This is a genomic window from Pseudomonas sp. R3.Fl, assembly GCF_023516765.1.
Classification (GTDB): domain Bacteria; phylum Pseudomonadota; class Gammaproteobacteria; order Pseudomonadales; family Pseudomonadaceae; genus Pseudomonas; species Pseudomonas citronellolis.
In genome coordinates, this window is the sequence record NZ_JAMGSO010000001.1 from 2362637 (window position 1) to 2387985 (window position 25349).

Annotated in this window: 23 protein-coding genes and 1 other RNA gene; 5 read left to right on the forward strand and 19 right to left on the reverse strand. The window is 67.6% G+C overall.

Going from position 1 to position 25349, the window contains the following annotated elements; genetic code table 11:
* The first annotated feature begins 51 nt into the window (after nucleotides 1-51).
* Complete coding sequence (locus M8R19_RS10160) at nucleotides 52-507, forward strand: DciA family protein (protein WP_009617929.1); 456 nt, start codon at nucleotides 52-54, stop codon at nucleotides 505-507.
* A 124-nt stretch (nucleotides 508-631) separates the two neighbouring features.
* On the opposite strand, the gene M8R19_RS10165 is transcribed toward M8R19_RS10160, so the two are convergent.
* From M8R19_RS10165 to rsmI, 19 genes are all read right to left on the reverse strand, one after another.
* Entirely contained in the window at nucleotides 632-1834 is a 1203-nt protein-coding gene (locus M8R19_RS10165) for an ISL3 family transposase (RefSeq protein WP_249916914.1), read from the reverse strand.
* 159 nt (nucleotides 1835-1993) lie between these two features.
* Entirely contained in the window at nucleotides 1994-2905 is a 912-nt protein-coding gene (lpxC, locus tag M8R19_RS10170) for a UDP-3-O-acyl-N-acetylglucosamine deacetylase (RefSeq protein ID WP_009617927.1), read from the reverse strand.
* Between the two features lie 112 nt (nucleotides 2906-3017).
* Nucleotides 3018-4202, reverse strand: coding sequence for a cell division protein FtsZ (ftsZ, locus tag M8R19_RS10175; protein WP_009617925.1), 1185 nt, complete (start codon nucleotides 4200-4202; stop codon nucleotides 3018-3020).
* A gap of 55 nt (nucleotides 4203-4257) precedes the next feature.
* A complete protein-coding gene (gene ftsA / locus M8R19_RS10180) occupies nucleotides 4258-5505 on the reverse strand; it encodes a cell division protein FtsA (protein ID WP_074977786.1) in 1248 nt (415 codons plus the stop codon).
* A 21-nt stretch (nucleotides 5506-5526) separates the two neighbouring features.
* Nucleotides 5527-6390, reverse strand: coding sequence for a cell division protein FtsQ/DivIB (locus tag M8R19_RS10185; protein ID WP_249917731.1), 864 nt, complete (start codon nucleotides 6388-6390; stop codon nucleotides 5527-5529).
* 4 nt (nucleotides 6391-6394) lie between these two features.
* The gene (locus M8R19_RS10190; protein WP_249917732.1) at nucleotides 6395-7342 is read right to left on the reverse strand and encodes a D-alanine--D-alanine ligase; all 948 of its coding nucleotides are present in this window, start codon (nucleotides 7340-7342) and stop codon (nucleotides 6395-6397) included.
* Nucleotides 7342-8784: a UDP-N-acetylmuramate--L-alanine ligase gene (murC, locus tag M8R19_RS10195; RefSeq protein WP_074977777.1), complete on the reverse strand. Its 1443-nt coding sequence runs from the start codon at nucleotides 8782-8784 to the stop codon at nucleotides 7342-7344. The genes M8R19_RS10190 and murC overlap by 1 nt, the downstream gene beginning before the upstream one ends.
* On the reverse strand, nucleotides 8777-9850 hold the full coding sequence (gene murG / locus M8R19_RS10200; protein WP_249917733.1) for an undecaprenyldiphospho-muramoylpentapeptide beta-N-acetylglucosaminyltransferase: 1074 nt from the start codon (nucleotides 9848-9850) through the stop codon (nucleotides 8777-8779). Before murG ends, murC begins: the two co-directional genes overlap by 8 nt.
* On the reverse strand, nucleotides 9840-11039 hold the full coding sequence (gene ftsW, locus M8R19_RS10205; protein ID WP_043272374.1) for a putative lipid II flippase FtsW: 1200 nt from the start codon (nucleotides 11037-11039) through the stop codon (nucleotides 9840-9842). Before ftsW ends, murG begins: the two co-directional genes overlap by 11 nt.
* Nucleotides 11039-12385 carry a UDP-N-acetylmuramoyl-L-alanine--D-glutamate ligase gene (gene murD, locus M8R19_RS10210; RefSeq protein ID WP_249917734.1) on the reverse strand — a complete coding sequence of 449 codons (1347 nt, stop codon included), beginning with the start codon at nucleotides 12383-12385 and terminating at the stop codon, nucleotides 11039-11041. Before murD ends, ftsW begins: the two co-directional genes overlap by 1 nt.
* A 13-nt stretch (nucleotides 12386-12398) precedes the next feature.
* Nucleotides 12399-13481, reverse strand: coding sequence for a phospho-N-acetylmuramoyl-pentapeptide-transferase (gene mraY, locus M8R19_RS10215; RefSeq protein WP_009617910.1), 1083 nt, complete (start codon nucleotides 13479-13481; stop codon nucleotides 12399-12401).
* Nucleotides 13481-14845 (reverse strand): UDP-N-acetylmuramoyl-tripeptide--D-alanyl-D-alanine ligase, encoded by a 1365-nt coding sequence (locus M8R19_RS10220; protein WP_249917735.1) that lies wholly within the window; start codon nucleotides 14843-14845, stop codon nucleotides 13481-13483. Before M8R19_RS10220 ends, mraY begins: the two co-directional genes overlap by 1 nt.
* Complete coding sequence (locus M8R19_RS10225) at nucleotides 14838-16304, reverse strand: UDP-N-acetylmuramoyl-L-alanyl-D-glutamate--2,6-diaminopimelate ligase (RefSeq protein WP_249917736.1); 1467 nt, start codon at nucleotides 16302-16304, stop codon at nucleotides 14838-14840. The genes M8R19_RS10220 and M8R19_RS10225 overlap by 8 nt, the downstream gene beginning before the upstream one ends.
* A complete protein-coding gene (locus tag M8R19_RS10230; RefSeq protein ID WP_249917737.1) occupies nucleotides 16304-18049 on the reverse strand; it encodes a peptidoglycan D,D-transpeptidase FtsI family protein in 1746 nt (581 codons plus the stop codon). The genes M8R19_RS10225 and M8R19_RS10230 overlap by 1 nt, the downstream gene beginning before the upstream one ends.
* Nucleotides 18046-18339, reverse strand: a complete 294-nt coding sequence (gene ftsL / locus M8R19_RS10235; RefSeq protein ID WP_074977759.1) for a cell division protein FtsL — start codon at nucleotides 18337-18339, stop codon at nucleotides 18046-18048. Before ftsL ends, M8R19_RS10230 begins: the two co-directional genes overlap by 4 nt.
* Nucleotides 18336-19277 carry a 16S rRNA (cytosine(1402)-N(4))-methyltransferase RsmH gene (rsmH, locus tag M8R19_RS10240; RefSeq protein WP_249920155.1) on the reverse strand — a complete coding sequence of 314 codons (942 nt, stop codon included), beginning with the start codon at nucleotides 19275-19277 and terminating at the stop codon, nucleotides 18336-18338. The genes ftsL and rsmH overlap by 4 nt, the downstream gene beginning before the upstream one ends.
* Nucleotides 19278-19285: 8 nt before the next feature.
* A complete protein-coding gene (gene mraZ / locus M8R19_RS10245) occupies nucleotides 19286-19741 on the reverse strand; it encodes a division/cell wall cluster transcriptional repressor MraZ (protein ID WP_249917738.1) in 456 nt (151 codons plus the stop codon).
* Between the two features lie 308 nt (nucleotides 19742-20049).
* Nucleotides 20050-20402, reverse strand: an RNA gene (rnpB, locus tag M8R19_RS10250) — RNase P RNA component class A.
* 88 nt (nucleotides 20403-20490) lie between these two features.
* Nucleotides 20491-21333: a 16S rRNA (cytidine(1402)-2'-O)-methyltransferase gene (gene rsmI / locus M8R19_RS10255; protein WP_249917739.1), complete on the reverse strand. Its 843-nt coding sequence runs from the start codon at nucleotides 21331-21333 to the stop codon at nucleotides 20491-20493.
* A gap of 129 nt (nucleotides 21334-21462) precedes the next feature.
* Here rsmI and M8R19_RS10260 point away from each other — a divergent pair, with 129 nt between their 5' ends.
* The 4 genes from M8R19_RS10260 to M8R19_RS10275 are packed head-to-tail and all read left to right on the forward strand — an operon-like array spanning nucleotide 21463 to nucleotide 24854.
* Nucleotides 21463-23277, forward strand: a complete 1815-nt coding sequence (locus M8R19_RS10260) for a penicillin-binding protein activator (protein WP_249920156.1) — start codon at nucleotides 21463-21465, stop codon at nucleotides 23275-23277.
* Nucleotides 23274-23654: a YraN family protein gene (locus tag M8R19_RS10265; RefSeq protein WP_043272367.1), complete on the forward strand. Its 381-nt coding sequence runs from the start codon at nucleotides 23274-23276 to the stop codon at nucleotides 23652-23654. The genes M8R19_RS10260 and M8R19_RS10265 overlap by 4 nt, the downstream gene beginning before the upstream one ends.
* A gap of 28 nt (nucleotides 23655-23682) precedes the next feature.
* Nucleotides 23683-24276, forward strand: coding sequence for a phosphoheptose isomerase (locus tag M8R19_RS10270; protein ID WP_009617899.1), 594 nt, complete (start codon nucleotides 23683-23685; stop codon nucleotides 24274-24276).
* On the forward strand, nucleotides 24273-24854 hold the full coding sequence (locus tag M8R19_RS10275; RefSeq protein ID WP_009617898.1) for a BON domain-containing protein: 582 nt from the start codon (nucleotides 24273-24275) through the stop codon (nucleotides 24852-24854). The genes M8R19_RS10270 and M8R19_RS10275 overlap by 4 nt, the downstream gene beginning before the upstream one ends.
* Nucleotides 24855-25349: the final 495 nt, after the last annotated feature.

Sequence of the window (25349 nt, forward strand, 5' to 3'; positions counted from 1 at the left end):
GATGACCGCATTCTGATACCATCGGCGCTCAACAACCCCGGAATTTTCACCATGGCGTTCCGCCCGCTGCCCGCACAGGCCACCACCAAGCTGCTGCGCGAAGCCAAGCCGCTGCAGTCGCTGTTCAACGAGGCCCAGCGCCTCGCCCAGTTGCAACAGCTGCTCGACAGCCAGTTGCAGCCGGCCGCGCGCCCGCACTGCAGGGTCGCCTCCTGGCGCGGTGGCAACCTGCTGCTGGTGCTCACCGACGCGCACTGGGCCACGCGCCTGCGCTACCAGCAGAAGCGCCTGCTGCGCCAGTTGCAGATGTTCGACGAGTTCGCCGGGCTGCAGCACATCCTGTTCAAGGTCCAGCCCCAGGTCGAGCGCCAGGCGCCGGTGCGCACCCACCAGCTCTCCCCCGCCGCCGCCGAGGCTCTGCAGGAAGCCGCCGAGGGCATCGCCAACCCGCGCCTGCGCGCGGCGCTGGAACGCCTGGCCAGCCGCAGCCGCCCGCGCGAAGACTGAACCGCTCGCCTACCACTGGTCCCATAACGTCCCTCGTCGGCTCTTGCCGATGAACTCGTGAGAACTTTCCCCCTCCAAACTCCAAGCCTCCTGCCCGCGCCATTTCGCGCGCATAAAAAAAGGTTCATCGCGCTTTCCCGGGGAAGGCGGCCTTGATTTTCAGGAAAAAGTAGGCGGAGTCCCTGAAGCCATAGGCCATGCGCTTGATCACCTTGATGCGGTTGTTTACCCCTTCCAGCAGGCTGGTGTGCATGGGGAAGCGAGCGCTGGCCAGGATGCCTCGGACGTATTTGCGCAGATTGCGAGCGAAGCGTTGCAGCGGGGCCAGGCCACTGTCCCTGGCGTGGCGCAACCAGTCCCGCCAGCGGCGCCAACCCTCCCGCACGCTGGGGGCGTACCAGATTTCCTTGAGCGTATCCTTGAGCACGTAGACCGTGGCCAGTGGCTGGTTGGCCTCGAGGATTTCCTGCAACTGCACGGCTTGCTGATCCTTGAGGTTTTCGCGATTGCGCAGCAGCAACCAACGACTCTGCTTGATTACCTTGCGTGCCGCTTTGTCCTGGCGTAGCGCGTTGGCCTGATCGACACGGATGCGGTCGATCACCTCCCGGCCATAGCGAGCCACCACGTGGAATAGGTCGTAGACCACTTCGGCACGGGGGCAATGCTGTTTTACTTCCAGATCGAAGGCGGTGTTCATGTCCATCGCCACGGCCTCGATTTGCTGGCAGCGCTCACCGAGCAGTTCGAAGAACGGCTGAATCGCCTCGCGGCTGTTGCCATGCCCGACCCACAGCACGCGTGTCCGCTGCGCATCCATGATCACGGTGGCGTAACGATGTCCTTTGTGAAGAGCGAACTCGTCCATCACCAGACGGCGAACGTCACCCGGCTCGAAAGCACCGACTGCGGCCTCTAGACGACGTTTGTCGAGCTGCTTGAGCGTGTGCCAATGCAGACCGACGAGGCGACTGACGTGACTGATGGGCAGTAATTGCAGCAAAGCCTCGAGCCAGATGCGCAAGCGCTGGGTCAAGCGCGACGCTGGCTCCAGCCAGTCGATCCGCTCGGTCACCCGACCACAGCGCAGGCAGTCGACGCGGCGCACCGGCAGTTGGAGCAGGACGCGCTGGTCGAACAGATCGCGATCACGCACCCGGCGAATCCGCCGTTCGTGGATTAATGGACTGGCCTGACCGCAGCGCCCGCATTTGGGGACAGCGCTGGCGTGAGGCTTGAGCTCGATCAGCAGGGTGCTGTCGGCAGATGGGTGGCAGGCGATGACTTCGTAGCCTGGCCAGAAAGCAGCAAGATCAATAGGATGCACGGCGACAGCAGGGGGTGGGGGTTGGTTCGTTTGGCGACTGCCAATCTACCCGCTTCCCTGACTGTCAATCCGCTCTTTCCCCAGACTCCGCGAAGAACCTAAAAAAAGGCCACCCGAGGGTGGCCTTCAATATGTACAGCTTGAAAGGAGGAGGTTTCCTCAAACGGCCGCAGCGGGCCGCATGTAGGAAATCGGCGCGGTGCTCGCGTCTTCGAAGGTGACCACTTCCCAGGCCTCCTTGTCCGCGATGAGTGCGCGGAGCAGGCGGTTGTTCAGGGCATGGCCGGACTTGAAGCCGCGGAACTCGCCGATAAGGCTGTTACCAAGCAGGTACAGGTCACCGATGGCGTCCAGGATCTTGTGCTTGACGAACTCGTCCTCGTAACGAAGGCCGTCTTCGTTGAGCACGCGATACTCGTCGACCACGATGGCGTTCTCCACGCTGCCACCGAGCGCCAGGTTCTGCGAACGCAGGTACTCGATGTCGCGCATGAACCCGAAGGTCCGCGCACGGCTGACTTCCTTGACGAAGGAAGTGCTGGAGAAGTCCACCGTCGCCTTCTGGGTGCGACCACGGAAGACCGGGTGATCGAAATCGATCTCGAAGCTCACCTTGAAGCCGTCGAAGGGAACGAAAGTGGCGCGCTTGTCGCCCTCTTCCACGGTCACTTCACGCTTGATGCGGATGAACTTCTTGGCCGCCTCCTGCTCCTGCAGGCCGGCGGATTGGATCAGGAATACGAAGGGCCCCGCGCTGCCGTCCATGATCGGCACTTCCGAGGCGGACAGCTCGACATAGGCGTTGTCGATGCCCAGGCCAGCCATGGCCGAGAGCAGATGCTCCACCGTATCCACTTTGACGTCACCCTTGACCAGGGTGGTCGACATGGTGGTCTCGCCGACGTTCGAGGCCCGAGCCGGGATTTCCACCACCGGGTCGAGGTCGGTACGGACGAACACGATACCGCTGTCCACCGGAGCCGGCTTCAGGGTGAGGTAGACCTTCTCCCCCGAGTGCAGACCGACGCCGGTGGCCCGGATGATGTTCTTCAAGGTGCGTTGTCTGATCATGGCTTTGGCCGCTTTCGCGCAAGTTGCGAACTGTTGTCAACAATGGGCGGCGATGATAGCAGAACCGCCCTTTGCTGAACACCAATCACATTCATACTCCTGATAAATTGCCTCAATCGGCCTGGCGACGCAGGAATGCCGGGATATCCAGGTAGTCCAGGTCGTCCTGCGGGTTGAGCTTGGCCGCGGTGGCCGCGCTGCCGTGCGCCTGGTTGCGCATCACGGTCGGGCGGTCCAGGTCGCGGTAGTTCACCGATTGCTGCTCGCGCTGTACCGGAGCCTGGCTGCTGACCGCCTGGGTCTGCACGGTGTTGTCGACCACCTTGACCGGTTTTTCCAGGCGTGCGCCCAGGCCGGTGGCGACCACGGTGACGTGCAGCTCGTCGCGCATGTCCGGATCGATCACGGTGCCCACCTTGACGGTGGCGTGCTCGGAAGCGAACTGCTCGATGATGTTGCCCACGTCGGAGTACTCGCCCAGGGACAGGTCGGGACCGGCGGTGATGTTCACCAGGATGCCGCGCGCGCCCTGCAGGTTGACGTCCTCCAGCAGCGGGTTGCGGATCGCCGCCTCGGTGGCCTCGCGGGCGCGGTTCGGGCCGCTGGCGGCGCCGGTGCCCATCATGGCCATGCCCATCTCGCTCATCACGGTCTTCACGTCGGCGAAGTCGACGTTGATCATGCCCGGACGCTTGATGATGTCGGAGATGCCGCGCACGGCGCCGGCCAGCACGTCGTCCGCCTTGGCGAAGGCGGCCAAGAGGCTGGCGTCCTTGCCGAGGATGGTCAGCAGCTTCTCGTTGGGGATGGTGATCAGCGAGTCGACGCTTTCCGCCAGGGAGCGGATGCCCTCGTCGGCGATCTGCATGCGCTTGCGGCCTTCGAACGGGAACGGACGGGTGACCACTGCAACGGTCAGGATGCCCATTTCCTTGGCCACCTCGGCGATGATCGGCGCCGCACCGGTACCGGTGCCGCCACCCATGCCGGTGGTGATGAAGACCATGTCGGCGCCTTCCAGCACCTCGGCGATGCGCTCGCGATCCTCGATCGCGGCCTGGCGGCCGACTTCAGGGTTGGCGCCGGCGCCCAGGCCCTTGGTCACGCCCGGGCCGAGCTGCAGCACGGTGCGCGCTGCGATGTTCTTCAGCGCCTGGGCGTCGGTGTTGGCGCAGATGAATTCCACGCCGTCGACGTTGTTCTTGGCCATGTGGTTCACGGCGTTGCCGCCGCCACCACCGACACCGATGACTTTGATTACTGCCGTTTGTGGGACGTTATCGACGAGTTCGAACATTTTCCCCTCTCCTTCCTTTCTAGTTGTGTCGCCTACGTTTTACCGCGCCGGTAAATCAGAAATTGCCCTGGACCCAGCGTTTGAGCCGTTCCAGAACAGGTGTCTTGGGTTCATCGCTGAAGCTGCTGCCGCCGGACATGGAGATGCCGTCGGACTGCTTCTGCAGGCCATACATGAGCAGGCCCACGCCAGTGGAATAGATAGGATTGCGCACGACGTCGGTCAGCCCCTTGACGCCATGCGGCACGCCCAGACGCACCGGCATGTGGAAGATCTCTTCGGCCAGCTCCACGGCGCCTTCCATCTTGGCGGTGCCGCCGGTCAGGACGATCCCGGCCGGGATCAGGTCCTCGTAGCCGCTGCGGCGCAGCTCGGCCTGGACCAGGGTGAAGAGCTCGTCGTAACGCGGCTCCACGACCTCGGCCAGGGCCTGGCGCGACAGCTCCCGCGGCGGCCGGTCGCCGACGCTGGGCACCTTGATGGTTTCGCCTGCGCCGGCCAGCTTGGCCAGTGCGCAGGCGTAGCGGATCTTGATTTCCTCGGCGTACTGCGTGGGCGTGCGCAGGGCCATGGCGATGTCGTTGGTGACCTGGTCGCCGGCGATCGGGATCACCGCCGTATGGCGGATGGCGCCTTCGGTGAAGATGGCGATGTCGGTGGTGCCGCCGCCGACGTCCACCAGGCACACGCCCAGTTCCTTCTCGTCCTCGGTGATCACCGAGTAGGCCGAGGCCAGTTGCTCGAGGATGATGTCGTCGACTTCCAGGCCGCAGCGGCGCACGCACTTCTCGATGTTCTGCGCGGCGTTCACCGCGCAGGTCACCACGTGCACCTTGGCTTCCAGGCGCACGCCGGACATGCCCAGCGGCTCGCGCACGCCTTCCTGGTTGTCGATCACGTAGTCCTGCGCCAGGGTGTGCAGCACCCGCTGGTCGGCCGGGATCGCCACGGCCTGGGCGGCGTCGAGCACGCGGTCGATGTCGGCCGGGCTGACCTCGCGGTCGCGGATCGCCACGATGCCGTGGGAATTCAGGCTGCGGATGTGGTTGCCGGCGATGCCGACGAAGGCCGAGTGGATCCGGCAGCCGGCCATCTGCTGCGCCTCGTCGATGGCGCGCTGGATGGACTGCACGGTGGACTCGATGTTCACCACCACGCCCTTCTTCAGGCCGCGCGACGGATGGGTGCCGATCCCGACGATCTCCAGCTTGCCGTCGGCCGCGACCTCGCCCACCAGCGCCACCACCTTGGAGGTGCCGATGTCCAGGCCGACGACCATCTTGCCGCTCTGCACGCTTGCCATGTTTATTGCTGTCTCCTCAAATCACTGCGCGGGCGCGGCCTGGGCCACGTCCGTCTGCGGCAGCGGGTCGCGCCACGCCACGGCCAGGCCGTTGGGGTAGCGCATGTCGATGCGCGCAATCTTCGATATCTGTTCTTTCAGGGCCTTTTCGTAGATGGTCACGAAACGGCGGATCTGTTCGACCGTGTGGTCGCGGCCCAGGACGATCCGCACGCCCTGGGCGGTGTCCAGGGTCCAGGCGCCGCGCGAGCTCATCTCCAGGCTGGCGATGGTGAAGCCCAGGGGCCGCAGCAGTTGGCTGAGGATCTGGTACTGCTGCATCACCTTCTGCTGGGCGAACTGCGGCCCGGACAGGCGCGGCAGGTGCTCGTAGTGCGACACCTCGTGGGGCGCGAAGGCCTGGCCCTGGTTGTTCAGCAGCGCCTCGTCGCCCCAGCGGGCCACCGGCAGCTGTTCCTCCAGATGGATCACCACCTGGTCCGGCCAGACGCGGCGGACTTCGGCGTGGGCGATCCAGGGCATCTGCTCCAGCTCCTGGCGCATGCCGGCCAGGTCGATGGTGAAGAAGCTGGCCGAGACGAACGGCGCGATGCGCTGCTGCACCGCCTGCTGGCTGATGTAGCTGAGGTCGCCTTCGACGCTGATCTTGGCGATCGGGCGGTCGGCGTAGGGCAGCACGTACTGCGCGCCCTGGTAGGCGCCGAAGCCCAGCACGGCCAGCAGCACCGGCCACATCAGGATGCGCAGGAAGCCGAAGCTGGGCCTGGGCAGGCGAGCGCTGATCGGCTCCTTCGCCACCAGGCGGCTGGCGCCGCGCGGCACCGGCTTGCGCGCGGGTGCGCGGCCGATACCGGGTTGCGAGTGGCGGAGCATCGCGCCGTTCATGGTCTTACCCCCTTGCCTCGACGCTGTCGGCGAGGATCGCCAGCACCAGTTGCTGGAAATCCAGGCCGGCCGCGCGCGCGGCCATGGGCACCAGGCTGTGGTCGGTCATGCCCGGTGCGGTGTTGACTTCGAGCAGCCAGAAACGCCCCTCGGCGTCCTGCATCACGTCGGTCCGCCCCCAGCCCTGGATGCCCAGCGCCTCGCAGGCGCGGGCGCACAGGTCCTGCAGCTCGCGCTCCTTCTCGGGGCTCAGGCCGCAGGGGATGCGGTACTGGGTGTCACTGGCCAGGTACTTGGCGTCATAGTCGTAGAAGCTGTGCGGAGTGCCCAGGCCGATGGCCGGCAGCACCTGGCCGCGCAGGGTGGCCACGGTGAACTCGGGGCCGCTGATCCACTGCTCGACCAGCACTTGCGAGTCGTATTCGGCGGCGCTGCGCCAGGCGGCGATCAGCGCGTCCACGCCGTCGACCTTGGCCATGCCGATGCTGGAACCTTCATGGGCCGGTTTGACGATCAGCGGGAAGCCCAGTTCCGTCGCGGCGCGGCGGCAGTCGTCCGCGCTGGCCAGCACCGCGTAGGCCGGCGTCGGCAGGCCCAGGCTCAGCCACACGCGCTTGGTGCGCAGCTTGTCCATGGCCAGCGCCGAAGCCAGCACGCCGCTGCCGGTGTAGGGGATGCCGGCGACTTCCAGCAGGCCCTGCATGCTGCCGTCCTCGCCGCCACGGCCGTGGAGGATGATGAAGGCGCGGTCGATCTTCTCGCTCAGCAGGCGCTGCAGCAGGTCGTCGCCCACGTCGATGCCGAAGGCGTCCACCCCGGCGTCCTGCAGGGCCTTGAGGACCATGCCGCCGGATTTCAGCGAGACCTCGCGCTCGGCGCTCTTGCCGCCGTAGAGCACGGCGACGCGGCCGAAGGCGCGGGGCTCGAGGGTGGATTTGAGTGCGTCGTTCATCACGCCTTCCTCGGGGCGTCGCCGCCGAACATCGGGTTCTTGATCAGCGCCGGGGCCAGGCCGCCGATGTCGCCGGCGCCCTGGCAGAGCAGGATGTCGCCGGCGCGCAGCAGCGGCTTGAGCAGCGCGGCGAGGTCGCCGTCGCGCTCCAGGTAGATCGGGTCGAGCTGGCCGCGCTGGCGGATGCTGTGGCACAGCTGGCGGCTGTCGGCGCCGGGGATCGGCTCCTCGCCGGCCGGGTAGACCTCCATCAGCAGCAGCACGTTGGCCTCGCCGAGCACCTGCACGAAGTCTTCGTAGAGGTCGCGGGTGCGGGTGTAGCGGTGCGGCTGGTAGACCATCACCAGGCGACGCTCCGGCCAGCCGCCGCGCACGGCCTTGATCACCGCCGCGACTTCGCGCGGGTGGTGGCCGTAGTCGTCGACCAGCATCACGCTGCCGCCGTCGACCTGCAGTTCGCCGTAGACCTGGAAGCGCCGGCCCACGCCCTGGAAACCGGACAGGCCCTGGACGATGGCTTCGTCGGAGATGCCCTCGTCGGTGGCAATGACGATGGTCGCCAGGGAGTTCAGCACGTTGTGCAGGCCGGGCATGTTCACCGAGACGTCCAGCGGCTCGCGCTCGGGGCGCAGCACGGTGAAGTAGGTGCGCATGCCTTCCTGGCGGATGTTGATGGCGCGGACGTCGGCGTCCTCGCTCAGGCCGTAGGTGACGGTCGGGCGCGCCACCTGCGGGAGAATCTCGCGGACCACCGGATCGTCCACGCACATCACCGCCAAGCCGTAGAACGGCAGGTTGTGCAGGAAGTCGACGAAGGTCTTCTTCAGCTTGTTGAAGTCGCCGCCGTAGGTGGCCATGTGGTCGGCGTCGATGTTGGTGACCACGGCGACCATCGGCTGCAGGTGCAGGAAGCTGGCGTCGCTCTCGTCGGCCTCGGCCACCAGGTAGCGGCTGGTGCCCAGCTGCGCGTTGGTGCCGGCGGCGTTCAGACGGCCGCCGATGACGAAGGTCGGGTCCAGCCCACCGGCGGCGAACACCGAGGCGATCAGGCTGGTGGTGGTGGTCTTGCCGTGGGTGCCGGCAACGGCGATGCCGTGGCGATAGCGCATCAGCTCGGCGAGCATTTCCGCGCGCGGCACCACCGGCACGCGGCGCTCCAGGGCGGCGGCGACTTCCGGGTTGGCCTTGTTCACCGCGCTGGAAACCACCAGCACGTCGGCGCCGTCGGCGTTTTCCGCGCGGTGGCCGATGAATACCTGGGCGCCAAACTTCTCCAGGCGCTCGGTCACAGCCGAGGCCTTGAGGTCGGAACCGGACACTTCGTAGCCGAGGTTCAGCAGCACTTCGGCGATGCCGCACATGCCCGCGCCGCCGATGCCGACGAAGTGGATGCGGCGGATGCGCCGCATGGTGCGGGTGATGCCGTTGGGTTCCTTAACCACGGGCCACCTCCAGGCAGGCATCGACTACCGTGCGGGTAGCCTCGGGCATGGCCAGGCGCCGGGCGCTGGCGGCCATCTGCTTCAGGGATTCGGGATGCATCAATACCTCGGACAGCTGCGCGGCCAGGTCGGCGGCGCCGGTAGACTTTTGCGGCAGCAGGCGGGCGGCGCCCTCCCGTACCAGGAATTCGGCATTGCGGGTCTGGTGGTCGTCGATCGCGTGGGGCAGCGGCACCAGGAAGGACGGCAGGCCGGCGGCGGTCAGCTCGCTGACGGTCAGGGCGCCGGCGCGGCAGATCACCAGGTCGGCCCAGGCGTAGGCCGCGGCCATGTCGCCGATGAACGCAGCGACGTCAGCTTGGACACCGGCCTGGGCGTAACGCTCCGCGGTGACCTCGGCATGCTGACGACCGGCCTGGTGGCGAATGGCCGGGCGCTGCTCGGCGGGGATCAGCCGCAGCGCCTCGGGCAGCAACTTGTTCAGCGGCTCGGCGCCCAGGCTGCCGCCCAGCACCAGCAGGTTGACCTTGCGGCCGGCCAGATCGGCGCGGGCATCGGCCTCGAGGAACAGCTCGGCGCGCACCGGGTTGCCGGTGGTCAGGCGCTTGGCGCTGGCCGGGAAGGTGTCCGGGAAGGCCTCGCAGACGCGCCGGGCCAGCGGCGCCAGGCCACGGTTGGCGGTGCCGGCGACGGCGTTCTGTTCGTGGATCACCAGGGGCGCGCCGCTCAGCTTCGCCGCCACGCCGCCGGGGCCGGTGACGTAGCCGCCCAGGCCGAGCACGCAGACCGGCTTGAGCTTGCGCACCACGCCCAGGGCCTGGAACAACGACTTGAGCAGGTCGAAGGGCGCGCGCAGCAGGGCCAGGCGGCCCTTGCCGCGCAGGCCGCTGACGTTGATCAGGTGCAGCGGCAGGCCAGCCTTGGGCACCAGGTCGTTCTCGATGCCGCGCGGGGTGCCGAGCCAATGCACGGCGTAGCCGCGGGCCTGGAACTCGCGGGCGCAGGCCAGGGCCGGGAACACGTGGCCGCCGGTGCCGCCGGCCATGATGAGGACGTTACCTTTCATCGGCAAAGTCCTCCTCGGTGAATTCGTACTCTTCGCTGCCCACCGCGGTGCGCCGCTCCCATTCGATGCGCAGCAGCATGCCCAGGCAGCCGCAGCAGATGACCAGCGAGGAACCGCCGTAGCTGAGGAACGGCAGGGTCAGGCCCTTGGTCGGCAGCAGGCCGACGTTCACCCCGACGTTGATCAGGAACTGGCCGATCCACAGGAACGCCAGGCCATAGGCCACGTAGGCGGAGAAGTACTGCTTGGCCTGCTCGGCCCAGATGCCGATGTAGAGCGCGCGCAGGCCGACGAAGACGAACAGGCCGACGGTGGCCAGGGCGCCGACGATGCCCAGCTCCTCGGCCAGCACGGCGAACACGAAGTCGGTGTGCGCCTCGGGCAGGTAGAACTGCTTCTGGATGCTGTTGCCCAGGCCCATGCCCAGCCAGCCGCCGCGGCCGAAGGCGATCAGCGCCTGGCTGAGCTGGTAGCCGGCGCCGAACTGGTCGGCCCAGGGGTCGCTGAAATTGGTCAGGCGCGCCATCCGGTAAGGCTGGGTCCAGATCAGCAGGGCCACCGCGCCCACCGCCAGGGCCACCATCAGGCCGAAGCGGAACAGGCCGACGCCGCCGAGGAACAGCATGGCCGCCGCGGCGCCCATCATCACCACGGTGGCGCCGAAGTCCGGCTCGCGCAGCAGCAGGCCGGCGAACGGCAGCAGCACGGCGAAGGGCTTGAAGAAGCCGATCCAGCTCTCGCGCACCTCATGCTGGCGGCGCACCAGGTAGCCGGCCATGAACACCACCACGAAGACCTTGGCGATCTCCGAGGGCTGGATGTTGAACAGGCCGAAGCCGATCCAGCGCATGGAGCCGTTGACCTCGCGGCCGACGCCGGGGGTGATCACCGCCACCAGCAGCAGGAAGGCCACGCCCAGCAGCTTCCAGCTGTGGCGCTGCCAGGTCTCCATCGGCGTCAGCATGGTCACGCCGCAGGCGACGAAGCCGATGGCCAGGTAGATCAGGTGGCGCACCGAGAAGTACAGCGGGTTGCCCGACTGCGCCGCCGCCACTTCCGAGGACGCCGAGGTCACCATCACCAGACCCAGGCCGAGCAGCGCCAGGCAACCGGCGAGCAGCGGGAAGTCCAGATCGATGCCGTTGCGGCTGATCAGCGGGGACGGGTATGGGCGCAGGAAGGAGAACATCAGGCGATCTCCTCCACGGCCCTGGCGAACAGGCGGCCGCGCTCTTCGAAGTTCTTGAACATGTCCAGGCTGGCGCAGGCCGGCGACAGCAGCACGGCATCGCCCGACCTGGCTAGCTCGGCGGCCTTGCGCACGGCTTCGTCCAGTGTCTGCACGCGCACCTTCGGCGTCTCGTCGCTCAACGCGGCGCCGACCAGCTCGGCATCACGGCCGAGCAGCACCACTGCGCGGCAGAACTTCGCCACCGGCTCGCGCAGGGCGCTGAAGTCCGCGCCCTTGCCGTCGCCGCCGGCGAGCAGCACCAGCTTGCCGTCGATGTCGGCGCCCAGGCCCTCGATGGCGGCCAGCGCGGCGCCGACGTTGGTGGCCTTGGAGTCGTCGTAGAAGCTCACCCCGGCGCGCTCGCCGACCCACTGGCAACGGTGGGCCAGGCCGGCGAAGCGGCGCAGGGCCTGCAGCATGGGCTCGAACGGCAGGCCCACGGCGTGGCCCAGGGCCAGGGCGGCCAGGGCGTTGGATTGATTGTGGGCGCCGCGGATCTTCAGTTCGCGCACCGGCATCAGCGTTTCGAACTGGAAGGCCAGGTGCTTCTCGCCGCCCTCTTCCACCAGGCCGAAGGCCTTGAAGTCGGGCTTGTTGGTGCCGAAGGTCCAGCACGGCACGTTGTCGGCGATCAGCGGCCGGCTCAGGGCGTCGGCGCGGTTCACCACAACCTGGCGCGCGCCGCGGAAGATGCGGTGCTTGGCCAGGTGGTAGTCGGCCATGCCGTCGTAGCGGTCCATGTGGTCTTCGCTGACGTTCAGGCAGGTGGCGACCTCGGAGCCCAGGCGTTCGCAGGTCTCCAGCTGGAAGCTGGACAGCTCCAGCACGTACAGCTCGACATCGTCGGCCAACAGGTCCAGGGCTGGGGTGCCCAGGTTGCCGCCCACGGCGACGCGTTTGCCGGCCGCCGCGGCCATCTCGCCGACCAGGGTGGTCACGGTGCTCTTGGCGTTGGAGCCGGTGATGGCGACGATCGGCGCCTTGGCGTGACGGGCGAACAGGTCGATGTCGCCGGACAGGCGCACACCGCGGGCGGCGGCCTCGACCAGCGCCGGCGTGCGCAGCGACAGGCCGGGGCTGACGTACAGCTCGCTCGCGCGGCAGAGGAAGCCGGCGTCCAGCTCGCCGCAGCGTACTTCCACCTGCGGGTACTGGGCGCGCAGGGTGGCCAGCTCCGGCGGATTCTCGCGGGTGTCGGCCACGGCGAAAGGCACGCCCTGGCGCGCCAGGAAGCGCACCAGCGACATGCCGCTCTTGCCGAGGCCGACAACGATGCGGAAATTGTCCGAAGCGATCAGGCTCATGCTCGCTCTGCCCTCAACGCAGTTTCAACGTGGCCAGGCCGATCAGCACGAGAATCACCGTGATGATCCAGAAGCGCACGATCACGCGCGGCTCCGGCCAGCCCTTGAGTTCGAAGTGGTGGTGGATGGGCGCCATGCGAAACACCCGTTTTCCGGTCAGCTTGAAGCTGGCGACCTGGATGACCACCGACAGGGTTTCCATGACGAACACCCCGCCCATGATGAACAGCACGATTTCCTGGCGCACGATCACCGCGATGGTGCCCAGCGCGGCGCCCAGGGCCAGCGCGCCGACGTCGCCCATGAAGACCTGCGCCGGGTAGGTGTTGAACCACAGGAAGCCCAGCCCGGCGCCGACGATGGCGGCGCAGAAGATGATCAGCTCGCCGGCCCCCGGCACGTTGGGGATCAGCAGGTATTCGGCGAATTTCACGTTGCCCGACAGGTAGCAGAAGATGCCCAGGGCGCCGCCGACCATCACCGTCGGCATGATCGCCAGGCCGTCCAGGCCGTCGGTCAGGTTCACCGCGTTGCTGGAGCCGACGATGACGAAGTAGGTCAGCACCACGAAGAAGATGCCCAGGGGAATCTCGATGTTCTTCAGCAGCGGCAGGATCAGCGTGGTCTCGACCGGCGTCTCGGCGGTCAGGTAGAGGAAGACCGCGGCGCCCAGGCCGAACACCGACTGCCAGAAATACTTCCAGCGGCTCGGCAGGCCGCGGGAGTTCTTCTCGATCACCTTGCGGTAGTCGTCGACCCAGCCGATGGCGCCGAACAGCAGGGTCACGGCCAGCACCACCCAGACGTAACGGTTCGACCAGTCGGCCCAGAGCAGGGTGCTGATGGCGATGGCGGTGAGGATCAGGGCGCCGCCCATGGTCGGGGTGCCCTTCTTCGACAGGTGCGACTGCGGCCCGTCGTTGCGCACGGCCTGGCCGATCTGGCGGATCTGCAGGGTGCGGATCATCCACGGGCCCAGCCACAGCGACAGGGCGAGCGCGGTCAGCACGCTGAGGATGCCGCGCAGGGTCAGGTACTGGAAGACGCCGAAGCCCTTGTAGAACTGTTGCAGGTACTCGGCGAGCAGCAGCAGCATTAATGTTTCTCCTCGGGGGACGCGCACAGCGCCGCGACGACCTTGTCCATCGCCGCGCTGCGCGAGCCCTTGATCAGAATGGTGGTGGTGGAGGGTTCGCCGGCCAGGGCCTGGATCAGGCTGTCCTGGTCGGCGAAGTGCCGGCCCGCCGCGCCGAACGCCTCGACGGCGTTGCGCATCAGCGGCCCCACGGCATAGAGCGCACCGACCTTGCCCGCGGCGTAGGCGCCCACCTCGCGGTGCGCGGCCTCGGCCCAGGCGCCCAGTTCGCCCATGTCCCCGAGGACCAGGACGGTCCGGCCGGAAAAGCCGGCGAGTATATCAATGGCCGCGCAGATTGACGCCGGGTTGGCGTTGTAGCTGTCGTCGATCACCCGCATGCCGTTGGTCGCCAACTGGGCTACCGCGCGGCCCTTGACCGGCTGCAATTGCGCAAGACCCCGGACGATCCCGACCAGCGGCACGCCGAGCGCGTGGGCCGCAGCCACGGCGGCCAGGGCGTTGGCGACGTTGTGCTCGCCCAGCAGGTTGAGCTGGATGCGCGCCTCGCCGGCCAGCCCCAGCAGGGTGAAGCCGACGCAGCCGCGGGCGTCGCGCTGCAGGTCGCGGGCACGGAAGTCGGCGCTGGTCTTGTTCAGCGCGAAGCTCAGCACGCGGCGTTCGCCATTGCGCTTCTTCCAGGTGTCGAAGGCGCGGTCGTCGAGGTTCAGCACGGCGGTGCCGGTGTCGTCGAGCCCTTCGAGGATCTCGCCCTTGGCCTGGACGATCTTGTCCTGGCCGCCGAACTCGCCGACGTGGGCGGTGCCGGCGTTGGTGATGATGGCCACCTGCGGGCGCGTCAGGCCGACGGTGTAGGCGATCTCGCCGACGCGCGAGGCGCCCAGCTCGATCACCGCGCTGGCGTGCTGCGGGCCGATCTGCAGCAGGGTCAGGGGCGCGCCCAGGTCGTTGTTCAGGTTGCCGCGGGTGGCCAGGACCTCGCCCTGGGTACGCAGGATGCTGGCGAGCATCTCCTTGACCGTGGTCTTGCCGCTGGAGCCGGTCACCGCCGCCACCTTGCCGGTGAAGCCGGCGCGGTTCAGCGCGCCGAGGCGGCCGAGGGCCTCGCGGGTGTCGGCCACCAGCAGTTGCGGCAGCGGCGCATCCGCCACTTCGCGCTGCACCAGGGCGGCGACGGCGCCCTTGGCGGCGACCTCGGCGAGGTAGTCGTGGCCGTCGAAGCGCGGCCCGGCGAGGGCAACGAACAGTTGGCCGGCCTCGATGGCGCGGCTGTCGGTGCTCACCGCGTCGAAGGCGACGTCGGCGCCCAGCACGCGGCCCTCAAGGGCAGCGGCGACTTCACTGAGCAGCAGCGGCTTAAGCATCTTTCTTCACCTCCCAGGCAGCCAGCGCCTTGGCGGCTTCTTGCAGATCGGAGAACGGATGGCGGACGCCGGCGATCTCCTGGTAATCCTCATGGCCCTTGCCGGCCAGCAGCACCACGTCGTCGGCGCCGGCGCCGGCGATCAGCTCGGCGATAGCCTGGCCGCGGCCCGGCACGAAGCGCACGGCCTCGGGCCTGGCGAAACCGGCGCGGATGTCGTCGATGATCCGCGCGCGGTCTTCGGTACGCGGGTTGTCGTCGGTCACCAGCACGCCGTCGGCATGCTGCTCGGCCACCTGGGCCATGATCGGGCGCTTGCCGCGGTCGCGGTCGCCGCCGCAGCCGAACAGGCACAGCAGCTTGCCGTGGGCGTGCGGACGCAGCGCCAGCAGGACCTTTTCCAGGGCATCGGGGGTGTGGGCGTAGTCCACCACCACCAGCGGCTTGTCGCCGCCGCCCAGGCGCTGCACGCGGCCCACCGGGCCTTGCAGCTGCGGCAGCAGCTTGAGGATGTCGCCCAGCGGGTAGTCCAGGCCTAGCAGCGCACCGACCACCGCCAGCAGGTTGCTCAGGTTGAAGCGGCCGAGCAGCGAGCTGCGCAACACGCCTTCGCCCTTGGGCGTGACCAGCAGGGCCTCGACGCCGGCGTCGCTGAAGCGCGCCTCGCGGCAATAGAGGAAGGCGCTGGCGTCTTCCAGGCTGTAGCCCATCAGGCGCGAGGCGTGGGTTTCGCCGGCCAGTTGGCGGCCGAAGGCGTCGTCCAGGTTGATCACCCGGCACTTCAGCCCCGGCCAGGCGAACAGCCGGGCCTTGGCGGCGCCATAGGCTTCCATGGTGCCGTGGTAGTCGAGGTGGTCGCGGGACAGGTTGGTGAACACCGCGACGTCGAATTCGAGGGCGGCCACGCGGCCCTGCTCCAGGCCATGGGAGGAAACCTCCATGGCCACGGCACGGGCGCCGGCCTGCTTCAGCCGCGCCAGGGTGGCCTGCAGCGCCAGGGCGTCGGGCGTGGTGTGCTTGCCGCTTTCCAGGGCGCCGTGGAAACCGTTGCCGAGGGTGCCGACGATGCCGCAGCGCTGGCCGAGCAGGTCCAGGGCCTGGGCCAGCAGTTGGCTGACGCTGGTCTTGCCGTTGGTGCCGGTGACGCCGATCAGCTCGACGCCGCGGCTGGGCTCGCCGTAGAAACGCCCGGCGATGGCCGACAGCTGCGCGGCCAGGCCCTTGATGGCGACCAGCGGCGTATCGCCGATGGGCGCGACGGACGCGCCCTCGGCTTCGTAGGCGATGGCGGCGGCGCCACGGGCGACGGCGTCGGCGATGTGCGCGCGGCCGTCATGCTGGGCGCCGGGAATGGCCAGGAACAGGTCGCCCGGCTTGATCGCGCGGCTGTCCAGGGTCAGCTCGCGGATCAGCACGCCGGCTTCGGCCTGCGGCAGCAGTTGGTTAAGGCTCATCGGCATCAGCCACGCCCTCCTTTCGTGGGCGCAGCATCGGCTTGCTGCTGCGGGGTCGTCTGCAGGTTGTCTGGCGGAATGTTCATCAAGCGCAGCGTGCCGGACATCACCTTGCTGAACACCGGGGCCGAGACCAGGCCACCGAAGTAGCCGGCCTTGCTGGGTTCATCGATCACCACGACGACCACGAAACGCGGGTTGCTCATCGGCCCGAAGCCGGCGAACAGCGAGCGGTAGGAATTCTCGGCGTAGCCCTTGGCGCCGGTCTGGGTCTTGCGCGCGGTACCGGACTTGCCGGCCACGTGGTAGCCAGGGACCTGGGCGCGGTAGACGCCGTTCGGCGCCTCGACCACCTGCTGCAGCATGCCCTGCATGGTCTTGGCGACCGGCTCCGGGATCACCTGGCTGGCGGTCGGCTGGCGGTCGGCGCGGACCATGGTCAGCGGCACCGTCTGGCCGTTGTTGGCCAGGGCCGCGTAGGCGTGGGCCAGCTGGATGGCGGTGACCGACAGGCCGTAGCCGTAGGACAGGGTGGCGGTCTCGGCCTTGCGCCACTCGCGGTAGTTGGGCAGGTTGCCGACGCGCTCGCCGGGGAAGCCCAGCCCGGTGTCCTGGCCCAGGCCGACCTTCTGCATCAGCTGGTAGATGGCCTCGCCGCCGATGTCGAAGGCGACCTTGCTCATGCCCACGTTGCTGGAGCGAATGAGGATGCCGGTGAGGTCCAGCACCGGGCCTTCGGTGCGCGACACGTCGCGGATGGTGTAGCGGCCGATCTGCAGGGTGCCCGGGTAGACCTCGACGGTGTCGCTGGGCTTCCAGCGCCCGGTTTCCAGGGCCGCGCTCATGGAGAACGGCTTCATGGTCGAACCCGGCTCGAAGACGTCGATCATGGCGCGGTTGCGCATCATCTCCGGCTGCATGTCGCGGCGGTTGTTCGGGTTGTAGGTCGGCTGGTTGGCCATGGCCAGGACCTCGCCGGTCTTCACGTCGAGGATCACCAGGCTGCCGGCCTTGGCGCCGTTCTCGACGATGGCGTTGCGCAGCTCGCGGTTGGCCAGGTACTGCAGGCGCAGGTCGATGGACAGCGCCAGGGTCTTGCCGGCCTTGGCGTTGCGCGTGACCTGCAGGTCGCGGATCAGGTGGCCGCGGCGGTCCTTGAGCACCTGGCGCTTGCCCGGCACGCCGGCCAGCCAGCTGTCGTAGGACAGCTCGACGCCCTCGCGGCCGCGGTCGTCCACGTCGGTGAAGCCGACCACCTGGGCGGTGACGTCGCCGGCCGGGTAGAAACGACGAAACTCCTCGATGGAGTAGACGCCGGGAATCCTGTTGGCCTTGACCTCGGCCATCACCGCCTCGCCCTGCTCGGGCGTCAGCCCGCGGACCAGGTAGATGAATTCCTTGTCGGCCATCTGCTCCAGCCGTGCGCTCAGCGCATCGCGGTTGATCCCCAGGGCGTGGGCCAGGATCGGCCACTTGTCGCGTTCGAGGACCAGCTCCTTGGGGTTGGCCCAGAGGGTGGCGACCGGGGTGCTCACCGCCAGCGGCTCGCCGTTGCGATCGGTGATCTGCCCGCGGTGGGCCGGAATGGAGATGTGCCGCACGCTGCGCGCGTCGCCCTGCTCCTGGAGGAAGTCGTGGTCGATCACGTGCAGATCGACGATGCGCCAGACGATGGCCGACACCATCACCAGCAGCAGGCCGATGGCGACGCGGAAACGCCAGGGGTAGAGCGCGCCGTTGAGGTTCTTCATGGCGCCACCATGATGATTTCCGCCGGGTCCGGCACGCGCATCTTCAACTGGCCGGTGGCCAGTGTCTCGATGCGGTTGTAGGCGGTCCAGGTGCTCTGCTCCAGGACCAGCCGGCCGTACTCGGCCTGCGCCTTGTCGCGCACGCTCAGCTCGGTGTACAGGGTGTTCAGCAGCTGGCGGTTCCAGTAGGCGCTGTAGGCCACGGAAATAGCCGACAGCAGCAGGCCGATGAACAGCAGCAGCATGATGAAGCTGCCGGTGGGCAGGCGCTTGGCGAACAGGCGGCTCATCGCAGCTTCTCCGCCACGCGCATCACCGCGCTGCGCGAGCGCGGGTTGGCCTTGAGTTCGGCCTCGGAAGCGTACTGCGGCTTGCCCAGCAGTTTCAGGCGCGGCTCGAAGGCCTTGGCGCGAATCGGCAGGTCGCGCGGCAGGTTGTCCGCCTCGCCCTTGGCGTGCTTGCGCATGAACTGCTTGACGATGCGGTCTTCCAGCGAGTGGAAGCTGATCACCACCAGGCGACCGCCTATGGCCAGGGCCTCCAGGGCGGCGTCCAGGCCACGCTCGAGGTCGCCCAGTTCGTTGTTGACGTGGATACGCAGGCCCTGGAAGGCCCGGGTGGCCGGGTTCTTGCCCTTTTCCCAGGCCGGGTTGGCCTCGGTGATCACGGCGGCCAGGTCGGCGGTGCGCTCGAAGGGCTTCTCCGCCCGGCGCTGCACGATGGCGCGGGCCATGCGCTTGGCGAAACGTTCCTCGCCGTACTCCTTGAACACCCGGGCGATCTCGTCCTCGGCGGCGCTGGCGATCCACTGGGCGGCGCTGACGCCGCGGCTGGGGTCCATGCGCATGTCCAGCGGGCCGTCGTTGAGGAAGCTGAAGCCGCGCTCGGGGTCGTCCAGCTGCGGCGAGGACACGCCCAGGTCCAGCAGCACGCCGTCGACATGGCCGGTCAGGCCGCGCGCGGCCAGCTCTTCGCCCATCTCGGCGAACGACCTTTGTACAACGACGAAGCGGCCATCTTCGGCCGCCAGTGCTTGACCCGTGGCTATCGCCTGGGGGTCCTTGTCGAACCCGAGCAACCGCCCGCCCGGGTCCAGCCTGCCAAGCAAGGCCCGACTGTGCCCTCCTCTGCCGAAGGTACCGTCCACATAGCAGCCGCCCGCCCTTGGGGCCAGCGCTTCGACGGCCTCCTCGAGCAGTACGGTGATGTGTTGGTAGGTGGCGTTCACAGGCAGGCTCACAGAATCAGGTCGCGTAGTTCATCCGGCAGTCCGCCGGGTTCTTTGATGGCGGCGAGGTCGGCCTCGGCCACCGCATTCCACTTGTCTTCGTCCCACAGCTGGAACTTGTTCAACTGGCCGACGAGCATCGCCCGCTTGTCCAGCTTGGCGTACTCGCGCAGCCGCGGCGGCACCAGGAAACGCCCGTTGCCATCCAGTTCCAGGTCCACCGCGTTGCCGATCAGCAAACGCTGCAAGCGCCGCGTTTCTTCACGCAGCGAGGGCAGCTCGCGGAGCTTGGCTTCGATGAGTTCCCATTCGGGCAAGGGGTAGACGGTCAGGCAGGGGTCGACGGCATCGATGGTGACGATGAGCTGGCCATTGCAACGCGAAACGAGCTCGTCACGATACCGACTCGGCATCGCGAGGCGCCCTTTGGCGTCGAGACTGATGGCGTTGGCTCCGCGAAACACGTCAGCGTTTCCCCCGGTGGTTGGCTTTCCTTGCCAGTTGATCCCACTTTTACCCACTTCATACCACTTGCGCACACTATAGAAATGCGCACTCCCCACCGTCAAGGCGAGGCCAGAGGGAAAAATCCTTATAGGACGGAGATTTAGCGTGCTTTTAAGAGGTTTCGCAGCGTTTTTGACGCTACCTGGAAAGGCAAAAAGCCCAGTGTTTTCAAAACACTGGGCTTTTCTACTTAAAGCAACTTCTTAAGATTTATGCTTCTTCCATCGCGCGACAAATGGTCGTTGTGGGAAGAAGTGGGAAAAGAGGAGAGAGTCGATCTGTAAGCCGGGTTCTGTCGAGGACAGCCATTCCTCTGGGACGTCCATCACTGAACGCCTCAAGCGACCTACCCGAATCCAGCGCGGGCCACGCAACGGATTCCTATTTGGTCTTGCTCCGAGTGGGGTTTACCTAGCCACGCACTGTTGCCAGCCGTGCGGTGCGCTCTTACCGCACCTTTTCACCCTTACCGGCGCTGTAGCGCTTAGGCGGTTATTTTCTGTGGCACTTTCCGTAGGCTCGCGCCTCCCAGGCGTTACCTGGCACTCTGCCCTATGGAGCCCGGACTTTCCTCCCCCCCGCGGCGAACCACGGAGCAGCGACTGTCCAATCGACTCTCCGCCGCCAAGGTTAGCGACAGCGGCGGCCTGCCGCAAGGGCAATCCGCCAGCCTGGTACGAAGGTCTCGGATTCGCGAACCGATGCTTCAGTCCGCCTTGCGCTCCAGCGCCGCCTGGTACAGCAGGTTCTTGCGCACCCCGGTGATCTCCGCCGCCAGCGCCGCCGCGCGCTTGACCGGCAGCTCCGCCAGCAGCAGGTCGAGCACCCGCAGCGATTCGGCGTCGATACCCTCCTCTTCCGGCGCTTCCCAGCCGGCCAGCAGCAGCACGCACTCGCCACGCTGCTGGTTGGCGTCCGCCGCCACCCAGTCGCGCAGCTCGCCCAGGGGCAGGCCCTTGAGGGTCTCGAAGGTCTTGGTCAGTTCGCGGGCCAGCACCGCCTGGCGCGCCTCGCCGAACACCTCGGCCATGTCCTGGATGCACTCCAGGATGCGGTGCGGCGCCTCGTAGAAGATCAGCGTGCGCGGCTCCTCGCGCAGCGCTTCCAGGCGCGCCTTGCGGCCGGCCGTCTTGGCCGGCAGGAACCCTTCGAAGATGAAGCGGTCCGACGGCAGGCCCGCCGCCGACAACCCGGCGATCAGCGCGCAGGCCCCCGGCACTGGGACCACCCGGATGCCCGCGGCACGCGCCTGGCGCACCAGGTGGTAGCCGGGGTCGGAAATCAGCGGCGTGCCGGCGTCGGACACCAGCGCCACGTCGTCCCCCGCCAGCAGGCGGGTGATGAAGCGCCCGCCCTGCTCGCGCTCGTTGTGCTCGTGGCAGGCGGCCAGCGGCGTCTCGATGCCGAAGTGCTGCAGCAGGCGGATCGAATGGCGGGTGTCCTCGGCGGCGATGAGGGCCACCTCGCGCAGGGTGCGCTGGGCGCGGGCGCTGATGTCGTCGAGGTTGCCGATGGGCGTAGCCACCACATACAAGGTACCGAGGGACACGCAGCACTCCTTAAGCCCGAACCGGAAAATTCCCCATTGTATCCCGTTTCCGGCACCCGCCATCGCCTCAGCCAGCCGCCTTGGGTACAATTGCAGACTCTTTTTGAATGCGCCACGAGAAGCCCGATGATGATCGCTCGACTGCGTCCGCTTTCCGCCCTGTGCCTGGCCACCCTGCTGGCCGCCTGCGCCAGTTCGCCCTCTTCCAACCTCGGCGAACTGCCGCGCACCCCGAACGCCAGCATCGAGCAACTGCTGCAGCAGGCCGCCACCGCCAAGCCCGAGGAAGCCGTGCTGCTCAAGCTGTCGGCCGCCGACCTGGCCTACCAGCAGAAGGACGTCGGCCGCGCCGCGCAGATCCTCGAACAGATCCCGATGGATAGCCTGAAGCCGGCGCAGCAGATTTTCGCCAGCACCCTGGACGCGCAGATCGCCCTGGCCCGCAACAAGCCCAAGGCCGCCCTCAAGGCCTTCGACCACCCCAGCTTCACCCACCTGGGCGAACTGCCGGTGGAACAGCAGGCGCGCAGCGGCCTGGTCAAGGCCCAGGCCCTGGCCGCCGACGGCCAGACCCTGGCCGCCGCCCGCGAACGCGTGTTCGTCGACCCGCTGCTCAACGCCGAGGCCAGCAAGGCCAACCACGAGGCCATCTGGGGCCTGGTCTCCAGCCTGCCGGTGGAGCAACTGCAACCCGTGGCCAACGAAGGCGACCTGAACGGCTGGATGGAGCTGGCCCGCGTGGTGAAGAGCGCCTCGACCCTGCAGGAGCAGCAGGCCAACATCGACACCTGGCGCCAGCAGAACCCGCAGCACCCGGCGGCCAAGCAACTGCCGGACGCCCTGGAGAAGCTCAAGGCGCTGGCCGCCCAGCCGCTGAACAAGATCGGCCTGCTGCTGCCCCAGCAGGGCCAGTTGGCCGGCGTCGCCCGAGCCCTGCAGGACGGCTTCATGGCCGCCTACTACCAGGCCCAGCAGAGCGGCAGCCAGCAACCGTCCATCCAGCTCTACGACAGCAGCCAGGTGCGCTCGCTGGACGACTTCTACCGCCAGGCCCAGGCCGACGGCGTGCAACTGGTGGTCGGCCCGCTGGAGAAGCCGCTGGTCAAGCAACTCGGCGATCGCCCGCAGTTGCCCATCACCACCCTGGCCCTGAACTACACCGACAGCGCCCAGACCGGCCCGGCCCAACTGTTCCAGTTCGGCCTGTCGGCCGAGGACGAGGCCCGCGAAGTGGCCCGCAAGGCCTGGGACGACGGCCAGCGCCGCGCCGTGGCGCTGGTGCCGCGCGGCGACTGGGGCGACCGCGTGCTGGCCGCCTTCAGCCGTGACTGGCAGGCCCGCGGCGGCACCCTGATCGCCGCCGAGCACGTCGACCAGCCGGTGGAGCTGGCCCAGCAGATCGCCGACCTGCTCCAGCTGCGCCAGAGCGAAGGCCGCGCCAAGCGCCTGCAGGGCGTTCTCGACAGCAACGTTGACACCCAGCCCTCGCGCCGCCAGGACATCGACTTCATCTTCCTCGCCTCGACCCCGCAACAGGCGCGCCAGATCAAGCCGACCCTGGCCTTCCAGTACGCCGGCGACCTGCCGGTCTACGCCACCTCCAACCTCTACACCGGGCAGAACAACCCGGCGCAGGACCAGGACCTCAACGGCATCCGTTTCTGCGAGACGCCCTGGCTGCTGCAGACCGGCAACCCGCTGCGCCAGCAGGTCGTGGCCCAGTGGCCGCAGGCCGCCAGCAGCCTCGGCCGGCTCTACGCCATGGGCGCCGACGCCTACCGCCTGGCGCCGCGCCTGCCGGAACTCAAGGCCCTGCCGAGCATGCAGCTCGACGGCTTCACCGGCAACCTGAGCCTGGCGCCCAACCAGCGCATCCAGCGCCAGCTGCCCTGGGCGGAGTTCCGCAATGGCCAGGCACAGCCGCTGGAGAACGGCGGCCTTTGAGCGGACGGCGCGGCGACTCGCAGGAACTCGGGCGCCGCGCCGAGCAGCTCGCCCGCGAGCACCTGCAGCGCCAGGGCCTGCGCCTGCTGGCGCAGAACTGGCGGTGCCGCCGCGGCGAGCTCGATCTGGTCATGCTGGACGGCGATACAGTAGTATTCGTCGAAGTTCGCTGCCGCCGGCACCAGGCCTGGGGCGGCGCCCTGGAAAGCGTGGACGCGCACAAGCGCCAGCGGCTGATCGCCGCCGCCGAACATTTTCTGCAACAGGAAGCCCGCTGGTCCCGGCACCCTTGCCGGTTCGACGTAATAGCGGTGCAGCCCTCCGCGGGAACCCCACCCGCTCAACTGAACTGGATCACCAACGCCTTTGACACCTGATCAGACGCTCGACGAAAGGTCACACCTGATGGACATGCAATCCCGTATCCGCCAGCTCTTCCATGCCAGCATCGAGACCAAGCAGCAGGCCACGGAAGTGCTGATTCCGCATATCGAACAGGCCAGTATGGTGATGGTCAATGCCCTGCTCAACGAAGGCAAGATCCTCAGTTGCGGCAACGGCGGTTCGGCGGGCGACGCCCAGCATTTCTCCTCCGAGCTGCTCAACCGCTTCGAGCGCGAGCGCCCGAGCCTGCCCGCAGTGGCCCTGACCACCGACAGCTCGACCATCACCTCGATCGCCAACGACTACAGCTACAACGAGGTGTTCTCCAAGCAGATCCGCGCCCTCGGCCAGCCCGGCGACGTGCTGCTGGCGATTTCCACCAGCGGCAACTCGGCCAACGTCATCCAGGCCATCCAGGCCGCCCACGACCGCGAGATGGTGGTGGTGGCCCTGACCGGCCGCGACGGCGGCGGCATGGCCTCGCTGCTGCTGCCGGAGGACGTCGAAATCCGCGTGCCGGCCAAGGTGACCGCACGCATCCAGGAAGTGCACCTGCTGGTGATCCACTGCCTGTGCGACCTCATCGATCGTCAACTGTTCGGGAGTGAAGAATGAGTCGTAGTCCGCTGACCCTCGCCGGCCTCCTTGCCCTGACCCTGGTCATGGGCGGCTGCAGCAGCTTCCTCAGCGCCACCCGCGAGGAGCCCATCGACGACAACCGCGGCACCCGCACCATCGGCAGCACCATCGACGATTCGCTGATCGAGACCAAGGTCGCGGTCAACGTCGCCAAGGCCGATCCGGACCTGGACCGCAACTCGCACATCGTGGTCATCAGCTACAACGGTGTGGTCCTGCTGGCCGGCCAGACGCCGCGCGCCGACCTGAAGAACAAGGCCGAGCAGGCCGCGCGCAACGTGCAGAAGGTCAAGACCGTGCACAACGAGCTGCAGGTCCTGCAACCCTCCTCGCTGCTGGCGCGCAACAACGACACCTGGCTGACCACCAAGATCAAGACGCAGATGCTCACCGACGCCAACGTGCCGTCCTCGCGCATCAAGGTCGTCACCGAGAACGGCATCGTCTACATGCTGGGCCTGGTGACCCGCCGCGAAGGCGACCTGGCCACCCAGGTGGTGCAGAACGTCAATGGCGTGCAGAAGATCGTCCGGCTGTTCGAGTACATCGACTGAGCGACTTCAACCAGTTGAAAAAGCCCCGCCACGCGGGGCTTTTTCTTGCTACCGCGACCGCTGTAGGGCGCATAACCGTTCGCGGTTATCCGCCGTTGGCCGTGCCACCGAGGCGTCTACAGTCCAGCGGAAGGCATGGCGTCTTCCCTGTAGGAGCGAGCTTGCTCGCGAAGGGAGTTTCCCGGCGGCTGCGGCGTTGGGGGGGTAAGAGCGCCCTCTCCCCAACCCTCTCCCTGAAGGGAGAGGGGGCTGTTCGGAGTGGGCGGGGAGTTTGGAGTCAGCCTGGAACGCCTAATCCCACCCCGTCATTCCCGCGAACGCGGGAATCCAGTGACGGGCGGGTTCGCGAGCAAGCTCGCTCCTACGAAGAGCAAAAGCAAAAGCGGTTTTTGCTCTTGGACTTCCAGAGAAACCTCCGAGCGCACCGAAACGCCCCTTCAGAAGGCCGAACGAAGCCCGCGCTCAGGAGGTCATGCGACATGGATGTCGCGAGAG